This is a genomic window from Flaviflexus sp., from assembly GCF_041440645.1.
Lineage (GTDB): Bacteria > Actinomycetota > Actinomycetes > Actinomycetales > Actinomycetaceae > Flaviflexus.
This window is the reverse complement of sequence record NZ_JASDVN010000063.1, coordinates 20587-39403: the sequence shown is the minus strand read 5'-3', so window position 1 is coordinate 39403 and position 18817 is coordinate 20587. Positions and strand designations below refer to the sequence as shown.

Annotated in this window: 20 protein-coding genes; 18 read left to right on the top strand and 2 right to left on the bottom strand. The window is 60.2% G+C overall.

The annotated features are described in order from the left end of the window. Positions 1–206 precede the first annotated feature (206 nt). Entirely contained in the window at positions 207–638 is a 432-nt protein-coding gene (locus tag QMB98_RS09480) for a GNAT family N-acetyltransferase (RefSeq protein WP_371685502.1), read from the bottom strand. 350 nt (positions 639–988) lie between these two features. Here QMB98_RS09480 and pyrH point away from each other — a divergent pair, with 350 nt between their 5' ends. From pyrH to QMB98_RS09410, 14 genes are all read left to right on the top strand, one after another. Next, complete coding sequence (pyrH, locus tag QMB98_RS09475) at positions 989–1756, top strand: UMP kinase (protein ID WP_371685501.1); 768 nt, start codon at positions 989–991, stop codon at positions 1754–1756. A gap of 10 nt (positions 1757–1766) precedes the next feature. Then, entirely contained in the window at positions 1767–2324 is a 558-nt protein-coding gene (frr, locus tag QMB98_RS09470; RefSeq protein ID WP_371685499.1) for a ribosome recycling factor, read from the top strand. Between the two features lie 109 nt (positions 2325–2433). Next, complete coding sequence (locus QMB98_RS09465; protein WP_371685498.1) at positions 2434–3216, top strand: phosphatidate cytidylyltransferase; 783 nt, start codon at positions 2434–2436, stop codon at positions 3214–3216. Positions 3217–3313: 97 nt separating this feature from the next. Further along, entirely contained in the window at positions 3314–4483 is a 1170-nt protein-coding gene (gene rlmN, locus QMB98_RS09460) for a 23S rRNA (adenine(2503)-C(2))-methyltransferase RlmN (RefSeq protein ID WP_371685497.1), read from the top strand. After that, positions 4484–5032, top strand: a complete 549-nt coding sequence (locus QMB98_RS09455; RefSeq protein WP_371685495.1) for a DivIVA domain-containing protein — start codon at positions 4484–4486, stop codon at positions 5030–5032. Further along, positions 5029–6216, top strand: a complete 1188-nt coding sequence (gene dxr / locus QMB98_RS09450; protein ID WP_371685494.1) for a 1-deoxy-D-xylulose-5-phosphate reductoisomerase — start codon at positions 5029–5031, stop codon at positions 6214–6216. Before QMB98_RS09455 ends, dxr begins: the two co-directional genes overlap by 4 nt. Beyond that, positions 6180–7508, top strand: coding sequence for an RIP metalloprotease (locus QMB98_RS09445; RefSeq protein WP_371685493.1), 1329 nt, complete (start codon positions 6180–6182; stop codon positions 7506–7508). The genes dxr and QMB98_RS09445 overlap by 37 nt, the downstream gene beginning before the upstream one ends. 404 nt (positions 7509–7912) lie before the next feature. Continuing rightward, positions 7913–8149: a hypothetical protein gene (locus QMB98_RS09440; RefSeq protein WP_371685492.1), complete on the top strand. Its 237-nt coding sequence runs from the start codon at positions 7913–7915 to the stop codon at positions 8147–8149. Continuing rightward, positions 8128–9258, top strand: coding sequence for a molybdopterin-dependent oxidoreductase (locus tag QMB98_RS09435; protein ID WP_371685491.1), 1131 nt, complete (start codon positions 8128–8130; stop codon positions 9256–9258). The genes QMB98_RS09440 and QMB98_RS09435 overlap by 22 nt, the downstream gene beginning before the upstream one ends. A gap of 60 nt (positions 9259–9318) precedes the next feature. Further along, a complete protein-coding gene (locus QMB98_RS09430) occupies positions 9319–10230 on the top strand; it encodes a molybdopterin dinucleotide binding domain-containing protein (protein WP_371685490.1) in 912 nt (303 codons plus the stop codon). A 223-nt stretch (positions 10231–10453) separates the two neighbouring features. Beyond that, positions 10454–12145, top strand: coding sequence for an FAD-dependent oxidoreductase (locus tag QMB98_RS09425; protein ID WP_371685489.1), 1692 nt, complete (start codon positions 10454–10456; stop codon positions 12143–12145). 160 nt (positions 12146–12305) lie between these two features. After that, positions 12306–12521, top strand: a complete 216-nt coding sequence (locus QMB98_RS09420; protein ID WP_371685488.1) for a hypothetical protein — start codon at positions 12306–12308, stop codon at positions 12519–12521. Between the two features lie 36 nt (positions 12522–12557). Beyond that, the gene (locus QMB98_RS09415) at positions 12558–12833 is read left to right on the top strand and encodes a metal-sensitive transcriptional regulator (protein WP_371685487.1); all 276 of its coding nucleotides are present in this window, start codon (positions 12558–12560) and stop codon (positions 12831–12833) included. Between the two features lie 73 nt (positions 12834–12906). Beyond that, positions 12907–13074 carry a hypothetical protein gene (locus QMB98_RS09410; protein WP_371685486.1) on the top strand — a complete coding sequence of 56 codons (168 nt, stop codon included), beginning with the start codon at positions 12907–12909 and terminating at the stop codon, positions 13072–13074. A 41-nt stretch (positions 13075–13115) separates the two neighbouring features. Here the strand turns inward: QMB98_RS09410 and QMB98_RS09405 are convergent, their stop codons facing one another. Further along, entirely contained in the window at positions 13116–13643 is a 528-nt protein-coding gene (locus QMB98_RS09405) for an SIS domain-containing protein (RefSeq protein WP_371685485.1), read from the bottom strand. Positions 13644–13931: 288 nt separating this feature from the next. Here QMB98_RS09405 and ispG point away from each other — a divergent pair, with 288 nt between their 5' ends. From ispG to QMB98_RS09385, 4 genes are all read left to right on the top strand, one after another. After that, positions 13932–15068, top strand: coding sequence for a flavodoxin-dependent (E)-4-hydroxy-3-methylbut-2-enyl-diphosphate synthase (gene ispG / locus QMB98_RS09400; RefSeq protein WP_371685516.1), 1137 nt, complete (start codon positions 13932–13934; stop codon positions 15066–15068). Further along, entirely contained in the window at positions 15068–15913 is an 846-nt protein-coding gene (locus tag QMB98_RS09395; RefSeq protein ID WP_371685483.1) for a GNAT family N-acetyltransferase, read from the top strand. The genes ispG and QMB98_RS09395 overlap by 1 nt, the downstream gene beginning before the upstream one ends. Before the next feature lie 96 nt (positions 15914–16009). Next, positions 16010–17809 carry a proline--tRNA ligase gene (locus tag QMB98_RS09390; RefSeq protein WP_371685482.1) on the top strand — a complete coding sequence of 600 codons (1800 nt, stop codon included), beginning with the start codon at positions 16010–16012 and terminating at the stop codon, positions 17807–17809. Between the two features lie 204 nt (positions 17810–18013). Further along, entirely contained in the window at positions 18014–18805 is a 792-nt protein-coding gene (locus QMB98_RS09385) for a carbon-nitrogen hydrolase family protein (RefSeq protein ID WP_371685481.1), read from the top strand. The last annotated feature ends 12 nt before the right edge of the window (positions 18806–18817 follow it).

The window sequence follows — 18817 nt, the reverse complement described above, 5'->3', positions numbered from 1 at the left end:
ATCTGTGTGAACTGAACCAATGATAAGGGATCGTTTGTTCAACAGCCTGCCGATCACTTGTTTCAACGATTGATGGGCGCCCGAATCGGGCACCCATCAAAGGTTCTGAGGTTCGCTCCGACGTGCCCATCTCCGAATGCCTTCAGAAGCTCAGGGCATGAGCGAGGTCTAGGACTGGCGAAGCTTAGGGACGCGGAAGCTTATGGCTACTTCTTGTAGCGGTAGACGTTGGTTTCGCGGATCTTGAAGCCCGTGCGGACGTAGAGGCGGTTGGCCGCTTCGCGCGAGGGACGGGAGGTGAGGTCGACGGATCGGGCGCCAATGTGCTCTGCGTATGCGACTGCCTCTTCCACGAGGGCTCGGCCGGCTCCTTCGCCGCGAGCGTTCTCAGCCACGACGACATCTTCGATCCAGGCACGGTAACCGGTGGGGATGATGAAGGTGGCGAGGGTCAGCATGCCATTGATCTTGCCGGTGGACTCGCTACGGAAGATGAAGAGGTGGACACGGTCTTGATCGAAGAATGTGTCGATCTGCTCATCCGTCAGGTGTTGTGCGGACTTGGAGAGCTGGGGGAGGAGTTCATTGATTGCCTCAGCAACTTCCGGGGTCGCTGAGGTGACGAGTTCAACGGGCATAGCTAGTCCTTCCAAAGAGTATTCAGGCACCAGTCTGCCACCGTGACGTGTGAGAGGGCGCGGTTAAACGTCGGTGCGTCCAATCTTTCATCGAAGAGAGTAGCTGGATACCACAGCGTTCATTGCAACGCCTGAGTCACGGAAACTGACGAAATATCTGCCAACACTGGGAGTAATGATCCGAAAGCCTTGGAAGCGATGGGGTGGGCTTGATTGAGGAATTTTTCGTTGCATGCCTGCGCTCGTGGCGAATCGTGGGCGAGGATACGGCGCGGAAAGGACGCTTATCCAGCTCAAGTCGGATAGGCTAAAAGGCGGATTAAACCACCAGGGAGGGGTTCGACTTCATCATGACCAATTCACCTGAAAAGTCGCCCATTGTCGGCGACTTCAATAATGACCATGTTCGGCGAGTTCTGTTGAAGCTTTCGGGCGAAATGTTCGGTGGTGGCTCAGTCGGGCTCGACATTCAGATCCTGACCCGTGTTGCCGAAGAAATCAGGCAGGCAGTTGAGAAGGGCGTCGAGGTCGCCATCGTTGTTGGTGGCGGTAACTTCTTCCGCGGTGTGGAGCTCCAGAACGCCGGCATGGACAGGGCACGCGCCGACTACATGGGCATGCTCGGAACCGTCATCAACGCCGTTGCACTCCAGGACTTCCTCGAGCACGCAGGAGTTCCCTCCCGTGTCCAGACCGCGATCAACATGACTCAGGTTGCGGAACCCTACATCCCGCTTCGCGCGATCCGTCACCTCGAAAAGGGCCGCGTCGTGATCTTCGGCGCCGGTGCCGGCATGCCCTACTTCTCGACCGACACCGTGTCCGCCCAGCGCGCACTCGAGCTCGGTTGCGACGAGATCCTCGTGGGCAAGAACGGTGTCGATGGCGTGTACACGGCGGATCCGAAGGTTGATCCGACCGCGACTAAGCTCGATTACCTCACCTACCAGGATGCTCTGGCTCAAGGCTTGCGCGTGGTGGATGCTGCGGCATTCTCCATGTGCATGGATAACAATATGAACATGCGGGTCTTTGGCATGGGAGAAGACGGTGCGGTCACGCGTGCGCTTCTTGGCGAAAAGATCGGTACCGTAGTCTCATCGACCCCAGTGGAATAAAGGACAACTCATGATTGAAGACGCACTGCTTGAAGCAGAAGAAAAGATGGAGAAGGCGATCGAGGTCGCCCAGAACGACTTCTCAAACATTCGTTCCGGACGTGCCAATGCCGGCATGTTCAACTCGATCCTCGTCGACTACTACGGCGCACCAACGCCCCTGCAGCAGCTCGCAACCGTTGCTATCCCTGAGGCACGTACCGTCACCATCTCGCCTTACGATCGTTCCGCCATCACCGCCATCGATCGCGCGCTGCGCGAGTCCGATCTTGGCGTGAACCCGACGGACGATGGTCAGTTCCTGCGCATCAACCTGCCCCCGCTGACCGAGGAGCGTCGCCGCGACTACGTGAAGCTGGCTCGCACCAAGGCCGAGGATGCTCGCATCACCATCCGCTCGATCCGCCGCAAGGCCAAGGAAGAGCTTGACCGTATCAAGAAGGATGGCGAAGCGGGCGAGGATGAGGTTGATCGCGCCGAGAAGGAACTCGAGTCGCTGACCAAGCGCCACACCGACCTTGTTGATCAGATCCTTGAAGCCAAGGAAAAGGATCTCCTCGAAGTCTGAGATGGAGGGAGTAATCGGTGATGCGTGGCTGGGGCGCCTGGCGCCTCGGCCTCTCAAGCCACCCCCGCCATCTGATTCACGAGCAGGGAGGAACCTGCCGGCCGCCATTGTGACGGCAGTGTCCCTCCTTGCGATCGTGGGTCTGTCCCTGTTCGTGTGGATCGACTCCTTCGTTGTCCTCGTCATCGCCTTCATGGCCGTGGGCCTCTGGGAGGCAGCGGGAGCCTTCTCCACGCGTAATTTCTACATCCCGGTCCTTCCACTATGGATATCGGCTGTCGGGATAGCCGTCAGCACGTGGTTCTTTCACGACCTTGGTCTGCTCATATCCTTTCTGACCGGCGCCTTCCTTATTGTCGCGTGGCGGTTCAGAGCCGGCGGCAAGTGGGCCGCCAGGGACTGCGCCGCGGGAGTGTTCGCACTCTCCTGGATCGGGCTCCTCGGTGGTTTCGCCGTGATACTGGCCGGCATGGACAACGGCGCGTGGGCTGTCATCACGTTCGTCATCCTTCCCGTTGCGAACGACACGGGTGGCTACTTCGCGGGCGTTCTGTTCGGCAAGCACCCGATGGCACCCACCATTTCACCAAAGAAATCCTGGGAGGGTTTCGCGGGATCAATCCTGCTCGCAGTCGTTATTGGAATCCTCTGTGCCCATTTCGCTCTCGGCATTGCCTGGTGGTGGGGCATCATTCTCGGCGTCGCCTGCACCGTTGCGGCCACGGCCGGTGACCTCTCGGAATCGCTCCTCAAGCGTGACCTTGGCGTGAAAGACATGGGTTCGATCTTCCCAGGCCACGGCGGTGTTCTCGACCGCGTCGACTCCATTCTCGTGTGCGCCCCGGTTGTCTACATCCTGCTGCTAGCCGCCACGGGCGGCTTCGCGGCGTAACCGGCCCGGTTCTTTTTCCCTGCTTTCTGTTGAGAGCGTGAGGTAGCTTTCGCTTCTTTGGGTGTTAACTTCCAGCCTCATTTGAGAGACTAGGGCGGTGAATAACTCAAAGCCCCGCCAGGTCAGGCCTGCAGTCGAGTCCGGACCCCGCCCCGTTCTGACGTTTACCGCGCAGCGTCGAGGCAAGCCGCCCCGCCACTTCGCCGACCTTTCCGTCGACGAACGCAAGGAACTTGCAGAGGAACTGGAGATCCCCGGTTTCCGCATGGACCAGATTGCCCGCCAGTACTACGTGCATCGCAACGCCGACACGTCGACCATGACGGACCTGCCCGCGGCGGACCGTGAGCGCCTCGGCGAGGTGCTGTTCCCGCCGCTCCTGGAGAAGGTACGTGACCTCGAGGCCGACGGCGGTTCCACCATCAAGTCGCTGTGGAAGATGTACGACGGTGCCATGGTTGAGTCGGTGCTCATGAAGTACCCGGACCGCGCCACCCTCTGCGTGTCCTCGCAGGCAGGTTGCGGCATGGCGTGTCCGTTCTGCGCCACGGGCCAACAGGGTTTCACCCGCAACCTCTCCACGGCGGAGATCATGGAGCAGATCCGCCAGGCGCACATCGCGTGCGAGCGCGGCGACCTTGGCGAGAAGGTCAAGCTCACAAACATCGTGTTCATGGGCATGGGCGAACCGATGGTCAACTTCAAGGCCGTCTTCAACTCCCTTCACCGCATCTGCGATCCGGCACCCTCTGGGTTCGGCATGTCGGCACGTGGCGTCACGGTTTCCACCGTGGGTCTCGTTCCCGGCATCAACAAGCTCGGTGACCTCGGACTGCCCGTGACCCTCGCGGTCTCCCTGCACGCACCGGACGATGATCTGCGCGACGACCTCATCCCGATCAACTCCCGCTTCAAGGTCAAGGAACTCCTCGACGCCGCCCGTGAGTACTTCGTCAAGACCGGTCGGCGAGTCTCCATCGAGTACGCCCTCATCAAGGACATGAACGACCACCAGTGGCGCGCACAGGCCCTTGCCGATGAGCTGAACAAGCGCGGTAAGGGATGGGCTCACGTGAACCCCATCCCGCTCAACCCCACTCCCGGATCGATCTGGACTTCCTCGACACGACGCTCGCAGGACACCTTTGTGCAGACACTGCGCGATAATGGGATTCAGACAACCATTCGAGACACTCGTGGCTCGGATATCGATGGTGCGTGTGGGCAGTTGGCTGCGGAGTTGGTTGCCCAGAAGGGTCAGGCATAAGTGGCAACCTTTACGACGTCCGGAACGTTACGTAGGGGATACGACAAGGACGCGGTCGACACATTCTTCTCGGAGGCTCGTGAGCTCTATCAGCAGGACGAGCTTCCGGAGGAACTTGAGGTTGAGCGCATCCGCACCGTCACCTTCCCCCTAGTGTTCTCCGGATATCGTACTGACGATGTCGATCAGGCATTGGAACGACTCGAGCAGGCGTGCTGGCAGCGCCAGCGCGCCCAGGTCGTCGCAACGTTAGGAACCAAGGAGTGGCTCTCCAAAGCCTACGACTCCGCCGCATCCCTCTACCCGCGACTGAACAGGCCCCGGGGCGAACGCTTCCGCGCCCCCGAGAAGGGCAAGGGCTACCAGCGATCCGAGGTGGACGACCTCCTCGATAGGCTCGCCAAGTACTTCGACGGTCAGGCAGAACTGACCGCGACTGATGTCGCATCCGCCACCTTCACCCTCAAGGGCAAGGGCAGCAGCTACGACATGTCGGTCGTCGATGTTTACCTCGATCGCGCCAGCTCAGTCCTCCAGGCAGTCGAATGAGCAGCGTCGTCATCCTGGGATCCACGGGATCCATCGGCACACAAGCCCTCGACGTCGTCCGCAGGCACGAGCGGTTCACCGTGCGCGGGCTCTCGGCAGGTGGCGGCAACCTCGACCTGCTCGCACATCAGGCGGCTCAGTTCAATGTCCTGACAGTCGCGATCGCCGACTCCGCACGAACCGATGAGCTTGCACGCGCACTGAAGGATGCTGGCTCCAGTGCCGAGATCGTGTCCGGCCCGGACGCGTCCACGGAACTTGCCTCCCTCGTCCCGGACGGCACCGTGCTCAACGGGATCACCGGTTCCATTGGCCTCAAACCCACTCTCGCGGCACTGAAGTCGGGCGCGACCCTTGCGCTCGCGAACAAGGAATCGATGGTCGCGGGCGGTAGCCTCGTCAAGGACGCAATGGTGCGCCCCGGGCAGATCGTGCCCGTCGACTCCGAACACTCCGCGATCGCTCAGGCGCTTCTTGGTGGCCGGCACGAAAAGGGCCTCACCTCACCGGTCCTGACCGGACACAGCGAGGTCAAGAGACTGATCCTCACCGCCTCGGGCGGTCCCTTCCGCGGCAAGACACGCGACCAACTGAAGGACGTGACCGCGGAGGCCGCTCTCAAGCACCCGACGTGGGCCATGGGGCCCGTCGTTACCATCAACTCCTCCACCCTCATGAACAAGGGACTCGAGCTCATCGAGGCCTCCCTGCTCTTCGACATCGCGCCCGGCGACATCGTCCCGGTCGTGCATCCCCAGTCCGTCATCCACTCCATGGTCGAGTTCATCGACGGCTCCACCCTTGCTCAGGCCTCACCGCCCGACATGAGGCTCCCGATCGCACTCGGGCTCACGTGGCCGGAACGGCTCGATGGTATCGCCACGCCCTGCGCGTGGGATTCGCCCGTGCAGTGGACCTTTGAGCCGGTCGACCACGAGACCTTTCCGGCGCTGCGCATGGCGCAGGGTGCGCTCGCGGCGGGCCCGCTCCATCCCGCAGTCCTCAACGCCGCCAACGAGGTCGCAGTCGACGCCTTCCTCAAGGGGCAGATCGAGTACCTCTCGATCACGGATCTCGTGTCCCGGGTCCTTGACGAGTTTGATTCACCATCCACCATCACCATCGACACGGTTGCCGACACGGAAGAGTGGGCACGCCGCAGGGCAGGGGAGATCGCCGCTTGAGCATCACCGGGTTCCTCGTTCTCTTCATTGGAATCATCGTTGCCATCGCACTTCACGAGCTTGGTCACCTGATACCGGCCAAACTCTTCGGGGTGAAGGTACCGAAGTACTTCATCGGATTCGGCCCGACCCTGTTCTCCAAGACGATTCGTGGAACCGAGTACGGGGTCAAGGCCATTCCCCTGGGCGGCTTCGTCACCCTGTCCGGCATGTACGCCCCGGGCAGGGAAGGCCGCACGATCTACAACCGCAAGGGGCAGCTCACCCTTGCTGAGGAGGCACGCCAGGTCTCAGCCGAACAGATCGAGCCGGGGGAGGAGGAGCACGCCTTCTATCGGCTCTCAGCCCCCAAGAAGCTCATCGTCATGTTCGGCGGCCCCTTCGTCAACCTCATCATCGCCCTTGTTCTTGCCACTGTTCTGCTTGTCGGCATCGGCGCACCTACCATGCTCGCCCAGGTCGGAACGGTCGCGGAGTGCGTCAGCTCAACCGAGTGCACGGACGAGGACCTGGCAGGACCCGCCTACTCGGCAGGGCTACAACCGGGCGACACGATCATCTCCTGGGGTGGGGTCGAGACTGAGGACTGGAACGACGTCCAGCAGACCATCGCCGGCGGGCAGGCCAGCCCCACCGAGGTCGTCATCGAATGCGACGGTCAAACCCAGACCGTGACCGTGACGCCGGTGATGCAGGAGAGGCCGATGGTGAATGAGAACGGTAACGCCGTTCTCGAGAACGGCGAACCGGTCATGCACACGGTCCCGTTCGTGGGGATCTCACCATCGATCGGTCTCGAGCGCCAGCCGATTGCCGAGGTGCCCGGGTACATCGGCAACATGCTGTGGCAGACGGCCGGCATCATCGTGCGCCTGCCGCAACAACTGTGGAACCTGACCTCAGATTTCGTCACCGGTCAGGAGCGCGACCAAACCGGCATCGTCGGCATCATCGGCGTCGCCCAGGTGGCGGGCCAGATCACCGGATCCGACATCGACGGTTACTCGGGCCTTGAGAAGTCCGCCGACCTCCTCAACCTACTTGTTGCCCTCAACATCTCGCTCTTCGCCTTCAACATGCTCCCGCTCCTCCCGTTGGATGGTGGGCACATCGCTGGCGCGATCTACGAGGGCGTGCGCAGGCAGTGGGCAAAGCTCCGCGGCAAGCCGCATCCTGGCCCCGCAGACACGGCACGGCTCATGCCGCTGAGCTACGGCGTTGCCCTCGCGTTTGTCGTCATGACCGTCATCCTCGTCGTCGTCGACATCGCGAACCCGGTCACGATCTATTAGCCATTCGATCAATTAGCCACTTGATCTACTAGCCTCACGACTTATTTGCCACTCGATCGACAGGCCACGCAAGCAATTGGGCATTCGTACTTTGAGTCATAAGGAACGCTTATAGAGTTATAACTGTGTGGCTTTTCTGGGATCCTGAGTATTCATTGATAGTCCGCTGAAAGGGACCTTGGTACTAAGGAACTTGGTTTCTTTCGGTCATATGGTGCACTCGTAGACCGGTCCGGTGTAGACGGCCCGCATGTTACGAAAGGCGCGAAGATGACTCAGACGATGCAGGAGAATAGGAGACCCGGGAGAAGCCGACCTTCGGCCTCTCGCGCAGGCGCTTCCTTCAGTGGTCGGGTGTCTCCGCGGGCGCAGTTGGCCTGCTCGCAACGACGCAGCACCTCGGCATGCCAACGACTGCATCGGCAGTCGATGTCGACGGCATGGAAGGCGTAGATAAGACGGTGTGGAGCTCGTGCCTCGTAAACTGCGGTTCGCGATGTGCGCTACGGTTCCAGGTCAAGGACGGCACGATCGTCCGCGAGCTCCCCGACAACATCGGCTCCAATGAACTGACCGAACCTCAGTTGCGCCCGTGCGTGCGCGGCCGCTCAGGCGTCGCGTGTACAACCCGGACCGCCTGAAGAAGCCACTCAAGCGCAAGGAAGGGACCCGCCGCGGCGATGGTGAGTGGGAAGAGATCTCGTGGGACGAGGCTGCTGAACTGTTCGTGTCGGAACACCGCCGCATCGTCGACACCTACGGCCAGGAAGCCATCTACAACCAGTACGCCTCCGGCGTGACGGGTGGCAACATCACGAACCGCGCCTGGGGCAGGCTCCTTTCCCTGATGGGTGGTTACGTTGGTTGGTACGGCTCGTACTCGACCTCACAGATCACGCGCTCCATGCCGTTCATGTACGGTGCCCGTTTCGAGTCGAACACCATTGCCGACACCGAGCATTCGAAGCTCGTCGTGTACTGGGGTGACAACCCGGTTGAGACCCGCATGTCGGGCGGCAACGACATGTGGAGCGCTCTCAAGACACGCAAGGACCACGGTGTCCGCACGATCGTCATCGATCCTCGCTACTCAGAGACCGCGGTCAACACGGCCGATGAGTGGATCCCGATCCGCCCCGGCACCGACGCCGCTCTCGTTGCCGCGATCGCCTACGTTCTTATCGAGGAGGACCTGCACGACCAGGAGTTCCTCGGCAAGTACTGCATTGGCTTCGACGAGGACCACATGCCGGAGGGGGCGCCAAAGAACGCCTCCTACCGAGCCTATGTTGAGGGCGATGGTCCTGACGGTACTCCGAAGACCCCCGAGTGGGCCTCCGACATCACCGGCATCCCCGTTCAGAAGATCCGTCAGCTCGCCCGCGAGATCGGTACGGCAAAGCCGTGCGCGATCTTCCAGGGCTGGGGCATCCAACGGCAGGCGAATGGCGAGTACGGCTGCCGTGCGGTCATGGTGCTGCCTCTCATGACCGGGAACGTCGGCATCCACGGTGGCTCCAATGGTTCTCGCGAAGGCACCCTGTGGTTCCCGCTTGCGAGGCTCCCGTTCGAGAACCCTGTGACAACAATGATCCCGTCCTTCAAGTGGACCGAGGCCATCGACCACGGCACGGAACTGACGGACGTGAAGGACGGTGTGCAGGGGAGGGAGAGCCTCGAATCGAACTTCAAGATGTTGGTCAATGTCGCCGGCAACATCTCGCTCAATCAGCACTCGGATCTCAACTAGACCCGAGACATTCTGAGGGATGAATCCAAGTGCGAGTTCATCGTGACCGTCGACAACCACATGACGGCATCAGCCCTGCACTCGGACCTGGTCCTGCCCGGCACGACCAACGCCGAAGAGGATGACTTCATTGCCTCTGAGTACGCGGGTGACACGACCTACGCGATCATGGTTGACCAGGCTATCGATCCTCTCTACGAGGCAAAGTCTCACTACGACATGTGCACTCTGATTGCTGAGAAGTACGGAATCAAGGATGAGTTCGCGGAGGGCCGCACGCAGAGCGAGTGGCGTTCGTTCCTCATCGACGAAACACGCAAGGAGGTTCCGGACCTGTGGACCGAGGAGGAGTTCCACGAACGTGGCGTCTTCCGTGTATCGAACCCGAACGGCACCGACGTCGCACAGAAGGCGTTCCGTGAGGATCCCGAAGCCAACCCTCTCGAGACGCCCTCGGGCAAGATCGAGATCTACTCGCAACAGTTGGCGGACATGGCGAAGGAATGGGAGTTCCCCGATGCGGAACCGGGCGACCTCCTGATTCCGCTTCCCGAGTACGTCAAGACGTGGGAATCCGCCGAGGAGGCACGCACCAACGAGAAGTATCCGCTCCAGCTCATTGGTCACCACTACAAGGGTAGGACCCACTCCAGCTACGCATCTGTGGACTGGACTGTGGAAGCACACCCGCAGAAGGTGTGGATCAGCCAGAAGGATGCGGAGGAACGCGGCATCAAGAGCGAGGACATGGTTCACGTGTTCAACGACCGCGGTCGCATCGAGCTACCCGCCTTCGTGACGCCGAGAATCATGCCCGGCGTGCTCTCCGTGCCCCAGGGTGCCTGGTACAAGCCCGATGGTGATGTCGATAAGGGCGGCTGTGTCAACACTCTCACGCGCATCAAGGCTTCACCGCTGTCGAAGGGCAATCCTCAGCACACCAACCTCGTACAGGTTGAGAAGGTGAGGTAAGACCACATGGTCGGTGTTTGAAACTGGTTGCGACCGGCTAGGCGCTGGACGAAACACACGCTGCGGCAAGTCCAGCAGGGGAGGGGTGACAGATATTCTGTCACCCCTCCCATCGTTTTCATCGCACCCATTGACACGTATACCCCCGAGGGTATATTCTCATTTCAGTGAACATATACCCCGTGGGGTATACGGTTCCCAGTCACGTGAACGGAGAGGTTCCATGAGAGTTGTCGTTGTCGGTGGAGTTGCTGGTGGCATGAGCTTTGCGGCCCGTGCCCGCAGGTTGAATGAATCGGCCGAGATTATCGTGCTCGAGCGTGGCCCCTATGTGTCGTACGCGAACTGCGGTCTGCCGTACTATGTCGGTGGCGAGATCACCGATAGGAGCAAGCTTCTTGTGCAGACCCCCGAGTCCCTTGCCGCTTCCTTGAATCTTGATGTGAGGACCGGGCACGAGGTCACCAGCGTCGATGCATCGGCCAAGGAGGTGACCCTGTGGACGGAAGCGGGAGAGGAGACGCTCGCGTACGACTATCTCGTTCTTTCCCCCGGAGCCAAAGCCGTTCGACCAGACATTCCGGGTCTTGAGGAATCCACTCGCCTCCACACTCTTCGTAGCGTCGATGATGCTCTGACGATCAGAGACATTGTCGAGACGGGTGTCAGGCGTGCCGTTGTCCTTGGCGCTGGCTTCATTGGCCTGGAGACCGCAGAGGTGTTAGCGCGGGAGGGCCTGGAAACGACAATTGTTGAGCTGGCACCCCACGTTCTCCCAACCCTTGACTACGAACAGGCCCACTTCGTTGAACAGGAGCTTGTGCGTCTCGGATTGGACGTGAGAACGGGAGTTGCCGCCACGGAGATTCTTCCCGGCGTCAGTGCGGAAACGGTGGTCCTCTCCGACGGCGCCAAGATCGAGGCAGATGTCATCGTGCTGTCTGTTGGGGTCAGGCCAAATACGGCGTTCCTTGATGGCAGCGGCGTGGAGCTCGAACGTGGCGCCATCGTTGTTGACGAGTACGGGCGAACATCGGTCCCCAACATATACGCGGTTGGTGACGCCACGGTCAGCACCGACCCAGTCACGGGTGTGCGCAGACCAGTGGCGCTCGCGGGACCCGCTAACAGGGCGGGGAGGCTCGTTGCCGATGTGCTGATGAGGGGTGAGGGGCATCCGATTCCCGAGCCACTCGGTACTGCGATCGTGCGTGTTGGTGAGCTGACTGTGGCCATGACCGGAGCAAACCGGGAATCTCTCACTACTGCCGGGATTGGCTTCCACACGCTCCATCTTCATCCTCTTGATCATGCCGGATACTTCCCTGGGGCCTCGCAGATCCACCTCGTTGTTCACGTGCGAGAAGGCGATGGCTTGATCCTTGGCGCTCAGGCCGTCGGTGCTAGTGGCGTTGACAAGAGGATCGATGTTCTTGCGACCGCAGTCCGTACCGGCATGGTCATTGACGAGCTCATCGACCTGGATCTCAGCTACTCGCCGCCCTACGGTCAGGCAAAGGACGCCATCAACCTTGCGGGGATGGTCGGAAGCAACGTTCTCGATGGCACCCTCAAGCTTTGGTACGCGGAGGATCTCGACAGCGTGCGAGACTCCTCCCTCATCCTCGACACGAGGGGCGATGCGGAAGTGGCAACCGGAATGGTTCCCGGAGCGCTCCACATTCCCCACACGCAACTGCGCGAACGCATGGACGAGGTGCGGGAGGCGGCGGGTGACCGGCCGGTGCGAGTTATGTGCGCATCTGGCGTCCGATCCGCAATCGCCCATCGCATTCTTGATCAGGCCGGCATCGACTCAGCATCCCTCTCGGGAGGCATGATCACGCTTCGCGCAGTTTTGGGGGACAGGGCGGAGGCGCTGCTCGTGAATGGTGCGACGGCAACGGGTAGTTAGTAGTCCCATGGCTTTCGACGAAGCAATTCCCAAGGCATCAGTGTCACCCCCCGACTCCAGCCTGCGAACCATCAGTCACTTCGCTTCGCCCGAGGCGGATGGGACCTCGATAGGGATTGGGAAGCACCTGAGATCCCGTAGTTCCTTTGGAAAGATCTCGGTGGGACAGCGCGTGGCGGCCGGCCTCATCGCCATCATCCTCATCGTTACTGCAATCGAGTTCCTAGGAGACAGCGTGATCCTGGCTCTGGTTGCGGGGATGAGCGCGGTCATGGCCGTACGGCTCGCAGCAACGGGACGATGCTCAAGTTGTGGGGTGTGCGTGGCACCCGGAGCCGCGTTCACCTTCGGTGCTAAGGATGAGAAGAATGAATGACAATGCTCGGATCACTGAGCCAGGGAAGGAATGGTCATGGACATGAACGACGCTGAGGCTCAGAAGAAGATCCTCAATCGGTTGAAGAGGGCACGGGGTCAGCTCGATGCCGTCATCAACGCAGTCGACGAGGGAGGGTCGTGCCGTGACGTCATCACGCAGCTGGCGGCCGTCACCCACGCGCTCAACCGTGCAGGTTTCCTTGTCATCTCCAACGCCATGGAGAACTGCATCGAAGATCCCGAAGCGGCAGAAGAAAACGACGGAGTCACAACCCAGGAGCTGGAGAAGCTCTTCCTCGCACTCGCGTAATCGGTGCCTCCGCGGGCGCCAAAAAGAAAACACTTCCAAAAAGTAGAAATCAGAAATCTGAAGGAGAACAATTATGTGTCGACCAGTTGCGTGCAAGACATGCGGAAAGACCACCTGGGCAGGATGCGGTGAGCACATCGACCAGGTCAAGGCTCAGGTGCCCGCGACCCAGTGGTGCGAAGGTCACGACGGCCCGGATGTTGGTCGCCCCGGCATCTTCTCCCGATTCTTCGGGAACTAACAGTTCGCTACCTGCGCAGTTCGTCGATGCGGGACTAACTCCTATTGAAGGTTGGCGTGGCGGTTCGCCATGTCTTCGTACTTGCTGTCATCGCCTTGGATGATGGAGAGAATGAGGCTGTCCCACAGGATGAGTGCGGATTGCTCGAACAGAGAACCTCCGAACTGAACCGACCCTGGCAGATCGATCACGATCATCTCATCTGCAATTCTCGCGAGGCTTGACGTTGCGCTCGAGGTGATGACGTAGACGGTTGCGTCGTGGCGCTGTGCGGTCTTGGCAAAGTGAGCCGCGACTGCGGTTTCCCCTGAGGAAGAGAAAACCACGAGCGAGTCGCCTTCCTTGATTGCCGGTGTCGTTGCTCCACCGACCACGTGAGACTCGATGCCTAGGTGCATCGTTCTCATGACACTCATCTGAGCGACGAGCCCCGACCTGCCTTGACCGGTGAAGAACCAGCGTCCACGTGGCGTTGCTAGGGCGTCGCGAATGGTATTGAAGGAAACAGAATCAAGTGTGCCAAGTGCGGCATTGAGCTCCCGCAGAATCGTTTCGACTGACTTACTCATGATCTACTTCCGTGACGTGTCAGGCACTTTACCTGAAATCATGAGGAGCTGCCCTTTTCAGAAGGTGCCACTTCGCGCAGTGTTTCTCCAGTGATGGCTCCGCCAACAAGTATCCGCCCCTGGAATCGTTAGCGGTTGTCGCTGGTTCTTCTGTTCTCTTGCTCCAAGGATGCCTTCGCGCATGCCATCCAGCTAGTTCGGCTGAGGAGTTAGCGGATCGAGAGATGCAGTACACAGTGTGCCTTGCAGTGCCATAATGGTGAGGTGACTGAACCGATTTCACTTGGAATGCCCGGTATCCATGAGGAGCCGGCCGTGCTGGCCCCGCGTAAGAAGACCCGCAAGATCAAGGTGGGTGATGTGTACGTAGGGGGTGATGCTCCCATTTCGGTGCAGTCGATGACGACCACCAAGACGCATGACATTGGTGCGACCCTGCAGCAGATTGCCGAGTTGACCGCTGCCGGTTGCGACATTGTGCGCGTCGCCTGCCCGACCGACAAGGATGCTGACGCGCTCAAGATCATTGCGCAGCAGTCCACCATTCCGGTCGTTGCCGATATTCACTTCCAGCCCCGCTACGTCTTTGCCGCCATCGATGCTGGCATGGGCGTGAGGGTCAACCCGGGCAACATCAAGAAGTTCGATGATCAGATTCCCGAGATTGCAAAGGCCGCTAACCTCAACGGCACCGCCATGCGCATCGGCGTCAACGCTGGTTCTCTCGATCCCCGCCTGCTGAAAAAGTACGGCAAGGCAACGCCCGAGGCCATGGTCGAGTCCGCAGTCAACGAGGCGAAGCTCTTCGAGGATGCTGGCTTCCACGACTTCGCGATCTCAGTCAAGCACCACGACCCCGTGACGATGGTGCGCGCCTATCAGCTTCTGTCCGAGGCGGGGGACTGGCCCCTCCACTTAGGAGTGACTGAGGCGGGTCCCGCCTTCCAGGGCACCATCAAGTCCGCCGTCGCCTTCGGTGCTCTCCTCGCTGAGGGTATTGGTGACACCATTCGCGTGTCGCTCTCCGCTCCTCCCGTTGAGGAGATCAAGGTGGGTGAGCAGATCCTGCGTTCCCTCGGTCTGCGCCCCAAGCAGCTCGAGATCGTGTCGTGCCCGTCGTGCGGCCGTGCCCAGGTTGATGTCTACACCCTTGCCGAGAAGGTGACGGAGGGACTCAAGGACGTGACGTTCCCGCTTCGCGTTGCCGTCATGGGTTGCGTTGTGAACGGCCCGGGTGAGGCACGTGAGGCCGATCTTGGTGTTGCCTCCGGCAATGGCAAGGGTCAGATCTTGGTTAAAGGCAAGGTCGTCGAGACCGTTCCCGAGGAGCAGATTGTTGACGCTCTCGTCACCCGCGCTCGCGCTGTCGCGGAGGAATTGGGCCTGGAATCTGCCGAAGGTGTTAGCCCGGACGTTATCGTCTGATGTTCTGGGGTTCGTCCGGCCGCAAGGTGACGCGGCTGTCGGGGCGCTACAAGAACGCGGTTCTTGAGCATCTGTCGAAAGATCCGGTCGCATCGGTCCTTGCGGCCGTGCACATTGACACTCTCGGACTGGGTTCTTCTCGCATGCTCGGCGTCGTCGAGAGCGGCGAACTTCAGAACACCGTCTGGTACGGAGCCAACATGGTTCCTGTAGGAACCAACCATGCCGACCGCCTGCTCTACGCGGACTATGTTCTCGGACGACCGAGGGAAAGCTCTTCGATCGTCGGCAACTCTGATGAAGTGTTGGATCTGTGGGAGATGCTCCGCATGTCCTGGTTTGGTCCCGTTGAGGTGCGCGCCAGCCAGCCATCCCTCGTAGCGGGCGACATTGCGGTCGATCCGGATCCGACGGTGCGGCCGGCCACGATCGACGATGCTCCGATGGTGGCTCCGGCCGCGGTCGCGATGTTCACGGAAGAGGTGGGCTACGATCCCACCGCATACGGTCCCGGATATATTTCCCGTGTCTACGAGCTGTGCCGATTGGGGCACAGCTTCATCCGCACCGGAATCGGGCCCGACGGCACCGAGCGGGTTGAGTTCAAGGCCGATGTTGGTGCCTGTTACAACGGGGTCGCTCAGATTCAGGGCGTGTGGACCGCGCCGGATCTGCGGGGGAGCGGGATCGCGACAGGTGCGATGGCGGCAGTCGTTGAACACGTGCGAAAGAACATTGCTCCCACCGTTTCTCTCTACGTCAATTCCTATAACCATGCGGCACTCAAAGTGTACGATCGCGTGGGATTCACTCAGGTGGGGGAGTTCGCGACAGTCCTGCTCTGACTCGCCTGTACGACATTGCCCTAACTCACCAGTTCACCGCAGTGGGGTGAGATGACCGGGGTGGCAAACTTTCGGTAAGCTGAGCGGGTGCTGAAAATGTCGAATCTCTTTGTCCGAACCCTGCGTGAAAACCCGGCTGACGCGGAGGTGGCCTCGCACCAGCTTCTCGTACGCGCCGGCTACATTCGCCGTGCCGCACCCGGCATTTACTCCTGGCTCCCGCTGGGCATCAAGGTGCTCCGCAAGGTTGAGGACATTGTCCGGGCTGAGATGGACCGCTCGGGCGCTCAGGAAGTGCACTTCCCGGCTCTGCTGCCCCGCGAACCCTACGAGGCAAGCAAAAGGTGGACCGAGTACGGACCCAACCTGTTCCGTCTCAAGGACCGCCGCGAGAACGACTACCTGCTGGCACCCACCCACGAGGAAATGTTCACCCTTCTTGTGAAGGACATGTACTCCTCGTACAAGGACCTGCCGACCCTCTTGTACCAGATTCAGACGAAGTACCGTGACGAGGCACGTCCCCGCGCGGGCCTTATCCGTGGCCGCGAGTTCATCATGAAGGACGCGTACTCCTTCGACGTCACGGACGCAGGCTTGGACGTTGCGTACCAGAACATGAGGGACACGTACCAGAGGATCTTTGATCGCCTCGGCCTCGACTACGTCATCTGCTCCGCCATGTCCGGTGCCATGGGCGGCTCTAAGTCCGAAGAGTTCCTGCACCCCACCGCAATCGGTGAGGACACGTTCGTACGCTCCCCGGGTGGCTACGCGGCCAATGCTGAGGCCGTCACGACCCCGCCCGCCGAGGATCTCGACTTTTCGAACGTGCCCGCGAAGGAAGTCCACGATACTCCCGATGCCACCACGATCACCGCGCTCGTGGATCTTGCGAACGAAAGCTACCCGAAGGACACCCCGTGGGAGGCAGCCGATACGCTGAAGAACGTTGTTCTCGCTCTCAGCCATCCCGATGGCGAACGCGAGATCATCGTTGTGGGTGTTCCCGGTGACAGGGAAGTTGATCTCAAGCGCATCGAGGCATCCGTGTCTCCCGCTGAGGTTGAGGTTGCTGGTCCCGAGGATCTGAAGAAGCATCCGGAACTCGTTGCGGGCTACATCGGCCCCGATGTCATTGGCCCGAACTCTCCCTCCCGCACCACGGACGAGGACGGCAACACCTCCGGTTCGGTTCGTTACCTGCTCGACCCGAGGATCGCTCGCGGCTCAGCATGGATCACGGGTGCCAACGAAGTCGATAAGCACCAGTTCAATGTCGTGTACGGCCGTGACTTTGAAGCGGACGGAACGATCGAGGCAGTGGAGATCCGCGAAGGAGATCCCGCTCCCGACGGCTCCGGCCCGCTCGAACTCGCCCGCGGCATCGAAATCGGCCACATCTTCCAGCTTGGTCGTAAGTACGCGGAAGCCCTTGATCTCAAGGTGTTGGACGAGAACGGCAAGGCCCAGGTTGTCACCATGGGTTCCTACGGCATCGGTGTCACCCGCGTTCTCGCATCCATAGCGGAGAAGAACCACGACGATCTCGGTCTCGTGTGGCCGATCAACCTGGCACCCGCCCACGTGCACGTGCTCGCCACCGGCAAGGGCGAAGACATCTTCGGCAAGGCAGAGGAGCTCGCTTCCCAGCTGTCTGATGCTGGCTTCGAGGTCGTCTACGACGATCGTCCGAAGGTATCCGCAGGCGTGAAGTTCAAGGACTACGAGCTCCTCGGCATTCCCTACGGCCTGGTCATTGGTCGCGGACTAGCCGATGGCAAGGTCGAGATCCGCAACCGTGCAACCGGTGAATCCACCGAGGTCTCAGTTGATGAGGCAGTGGCACAGCTCAGAGAGATCCTCAAGGAGGATCTCGCCAAGCACGGTGAGTAGATTGTCATCCCGCCTGCTGTGATTTCAGATTGAAGCAGGCGGTGCAGATTTAGACGGGGCCGCGAAGGAGAACACGTCTCCAGAGTGGCCCCGTTTCTTCTGCCGACAGCTTTCTGTCGCGAATGCAATCTTGGCTTTCAGTACATGAATCTTCTCGCAGGATAGTAGTTTCGTAGGCAAAGTGGATTGGATGGGGAGATGACAATGAAAGTAGCTGTCATTCAGTACAGCCCATCGGACAACAAGGCTGAGAATCTCGAGTTCATCGAGAGTGCCGTTCGAGCGGTAGCTGCTGATGGGGCGCGCCTTGCGGTACTCCCGGAGTACTCAATCTTCACGTTGCCCAGTCTGGATGAACGATCCATTGAGAATGCTGAAAGAATTGACGGGCCCGCTGTATCCCTCTTGATGAGGCTTTCTGGAGAGCTTGGCATCGCGCTGATTGCCGGCATCAACAAGGTCGCAACCGATACTCGCATCTACAACACGCTCGTGGGGATCGATGGGGGAGTCGTGAAGGAAACCTATCGAAAAGTACATCTTTACGATGCCTTCGGCCACAAGGAATCTGATTGGATCATTCCCGGGGAACCCAATAGTGGGAGGGTCTTCAATGTTGATGGTTTCAGAGTCGGACTGCAAACCTGTTACGACCTACGGTTCCCAGAAGCTTCGCGGGTGCTGATGGATGGTGGTGCGGATGTGATTGCCATGCCGGCCCAGTGGGTTCCGGGCCCTCTCAAGGAACTCCACTGGGATACCCTGATCAGAGCGCGAGCGATTGAAAATACCTGTTACGTGCTTGCCGCCGATCAGGCTGGACCAAACGGCGCTGATCATAGCGCGATCATTGATCCTATGGGTATTGCACTGGCCCAGCTTGGTGATGCCTCCGGAACCGGTTTCGCGACCATCAGTCGAGAAAGGCTCGACGAGGTCCGCAAGACAAACCCGTCGCTCAGCCACCGTCGATATGCCGTTAGGGCCAAGTCCTAGAGCAACGTGGTG

What these genes read in the sequence shown, in the direction of transcription:
- QMB98_RS09480 (WP_371685502.1), bottom strand. Translation starts at nt 638, where the DNA reads ATGCCCGTTGAACTCGTCACCTCAGCGACCCCGGAAGTTGCTGAGGCA.
- pyrH (WP_371685501.1), top strand. Translation starts at nt 989, where the DNA reads ATGACCAATTCACCTGAAAAGTCGCCCATTGTCGGCGACTTCAATAAT.
- frr (WP_371685499.1), top strand. Translation starts at nt 1,767, where the DNA reads ATGATTGAAGACGCACTGCTTGAAGCAGAAGAAAAGATGGAGAAGGCG.
- dxr (WP_371685494.1), top strand. Translation starts at nt 5,029, where the DNA reads ATGAGCAGCGTCGTCATCCTGGGATCCACGGGATCCATCGGCACACAA.
- QMB98_RS09440 (WP_371685492.1), top strand. Translation starts at nt 7,913, where the DNA reads ATGCCAACGACTGCATCGGCAGTCGATGTCGACGGCATGGAAGGCGTA.
- QMB98_RS09430 (WP_371685490.1), top strand. Translation starts at nt 9,319, where the DNA reads ATGACGGCATCAGCCCTGCACTCGGACCTGGTCCTGCCCGGCACGACC.
- QMB98_RS09425 (WP_371685489.1), top strand. Translation starts at nt 10,454, where the DNA reads ATGAGAGTTGTCGTTGTCGGTGGAGTTGCTGGTGGCATGAGCTTTGCG.
- QMB98_RS09415 (WP_371685487.1), top strand. Translation starts at nt 12,558, where the DNA reads ATGGACATGAACGACGCTGAGGCTCAGAAGAAGATCCTCAATCGGTTG.
- QMB98_RS09410 (WP_371685486.1), top strand. Translation starts at nt 12,907, where the DNA reads ATGTGTCGACCAGTTGCGTGCAAGACATGCGGAAAGACCACCTGGGCA.
- QMB98_RS09405 (WP_371685485.1), bottom strand. Translation starts at nt 13,643, where the DNA reads ATGAGTAAGTCAGTCGAAACGATTCTGCGGGAGCTCAATGCCGCACTT.
- ispG (WP_371685516.1), top strand. Translation starts at nt 13,932, where the DNA reads ATGCCCGGTATCCATGAGGAGCCGGCCGTGCTGGCCCCGCGTAAGAAG.
- QMB98_RS09395 (WP_371685483.1), top strand. Translation starts at nt 15,068, where the DNA reads ATGTTCTGGGGTTCGTCCGGCCGCAAGGTGACGCGGCTGTCGGGGCGC.
- QMB98_RS09390 (WP_371685482.1), top strand. Translation starts at nt 16,010, where the DNA reads ATGTCGAATCTCTTTGTCCGAACCCTGCGTGAAAACCCGGCTGACGCG.
- QMB98_RS09385 (WP_371685481.1), top strand. Translation starts at nt 18,014, where the DNA reads ATGAAAGTAGCTGTCATTCAGTACAGCCCATCGGACAACAAGGCTGAG.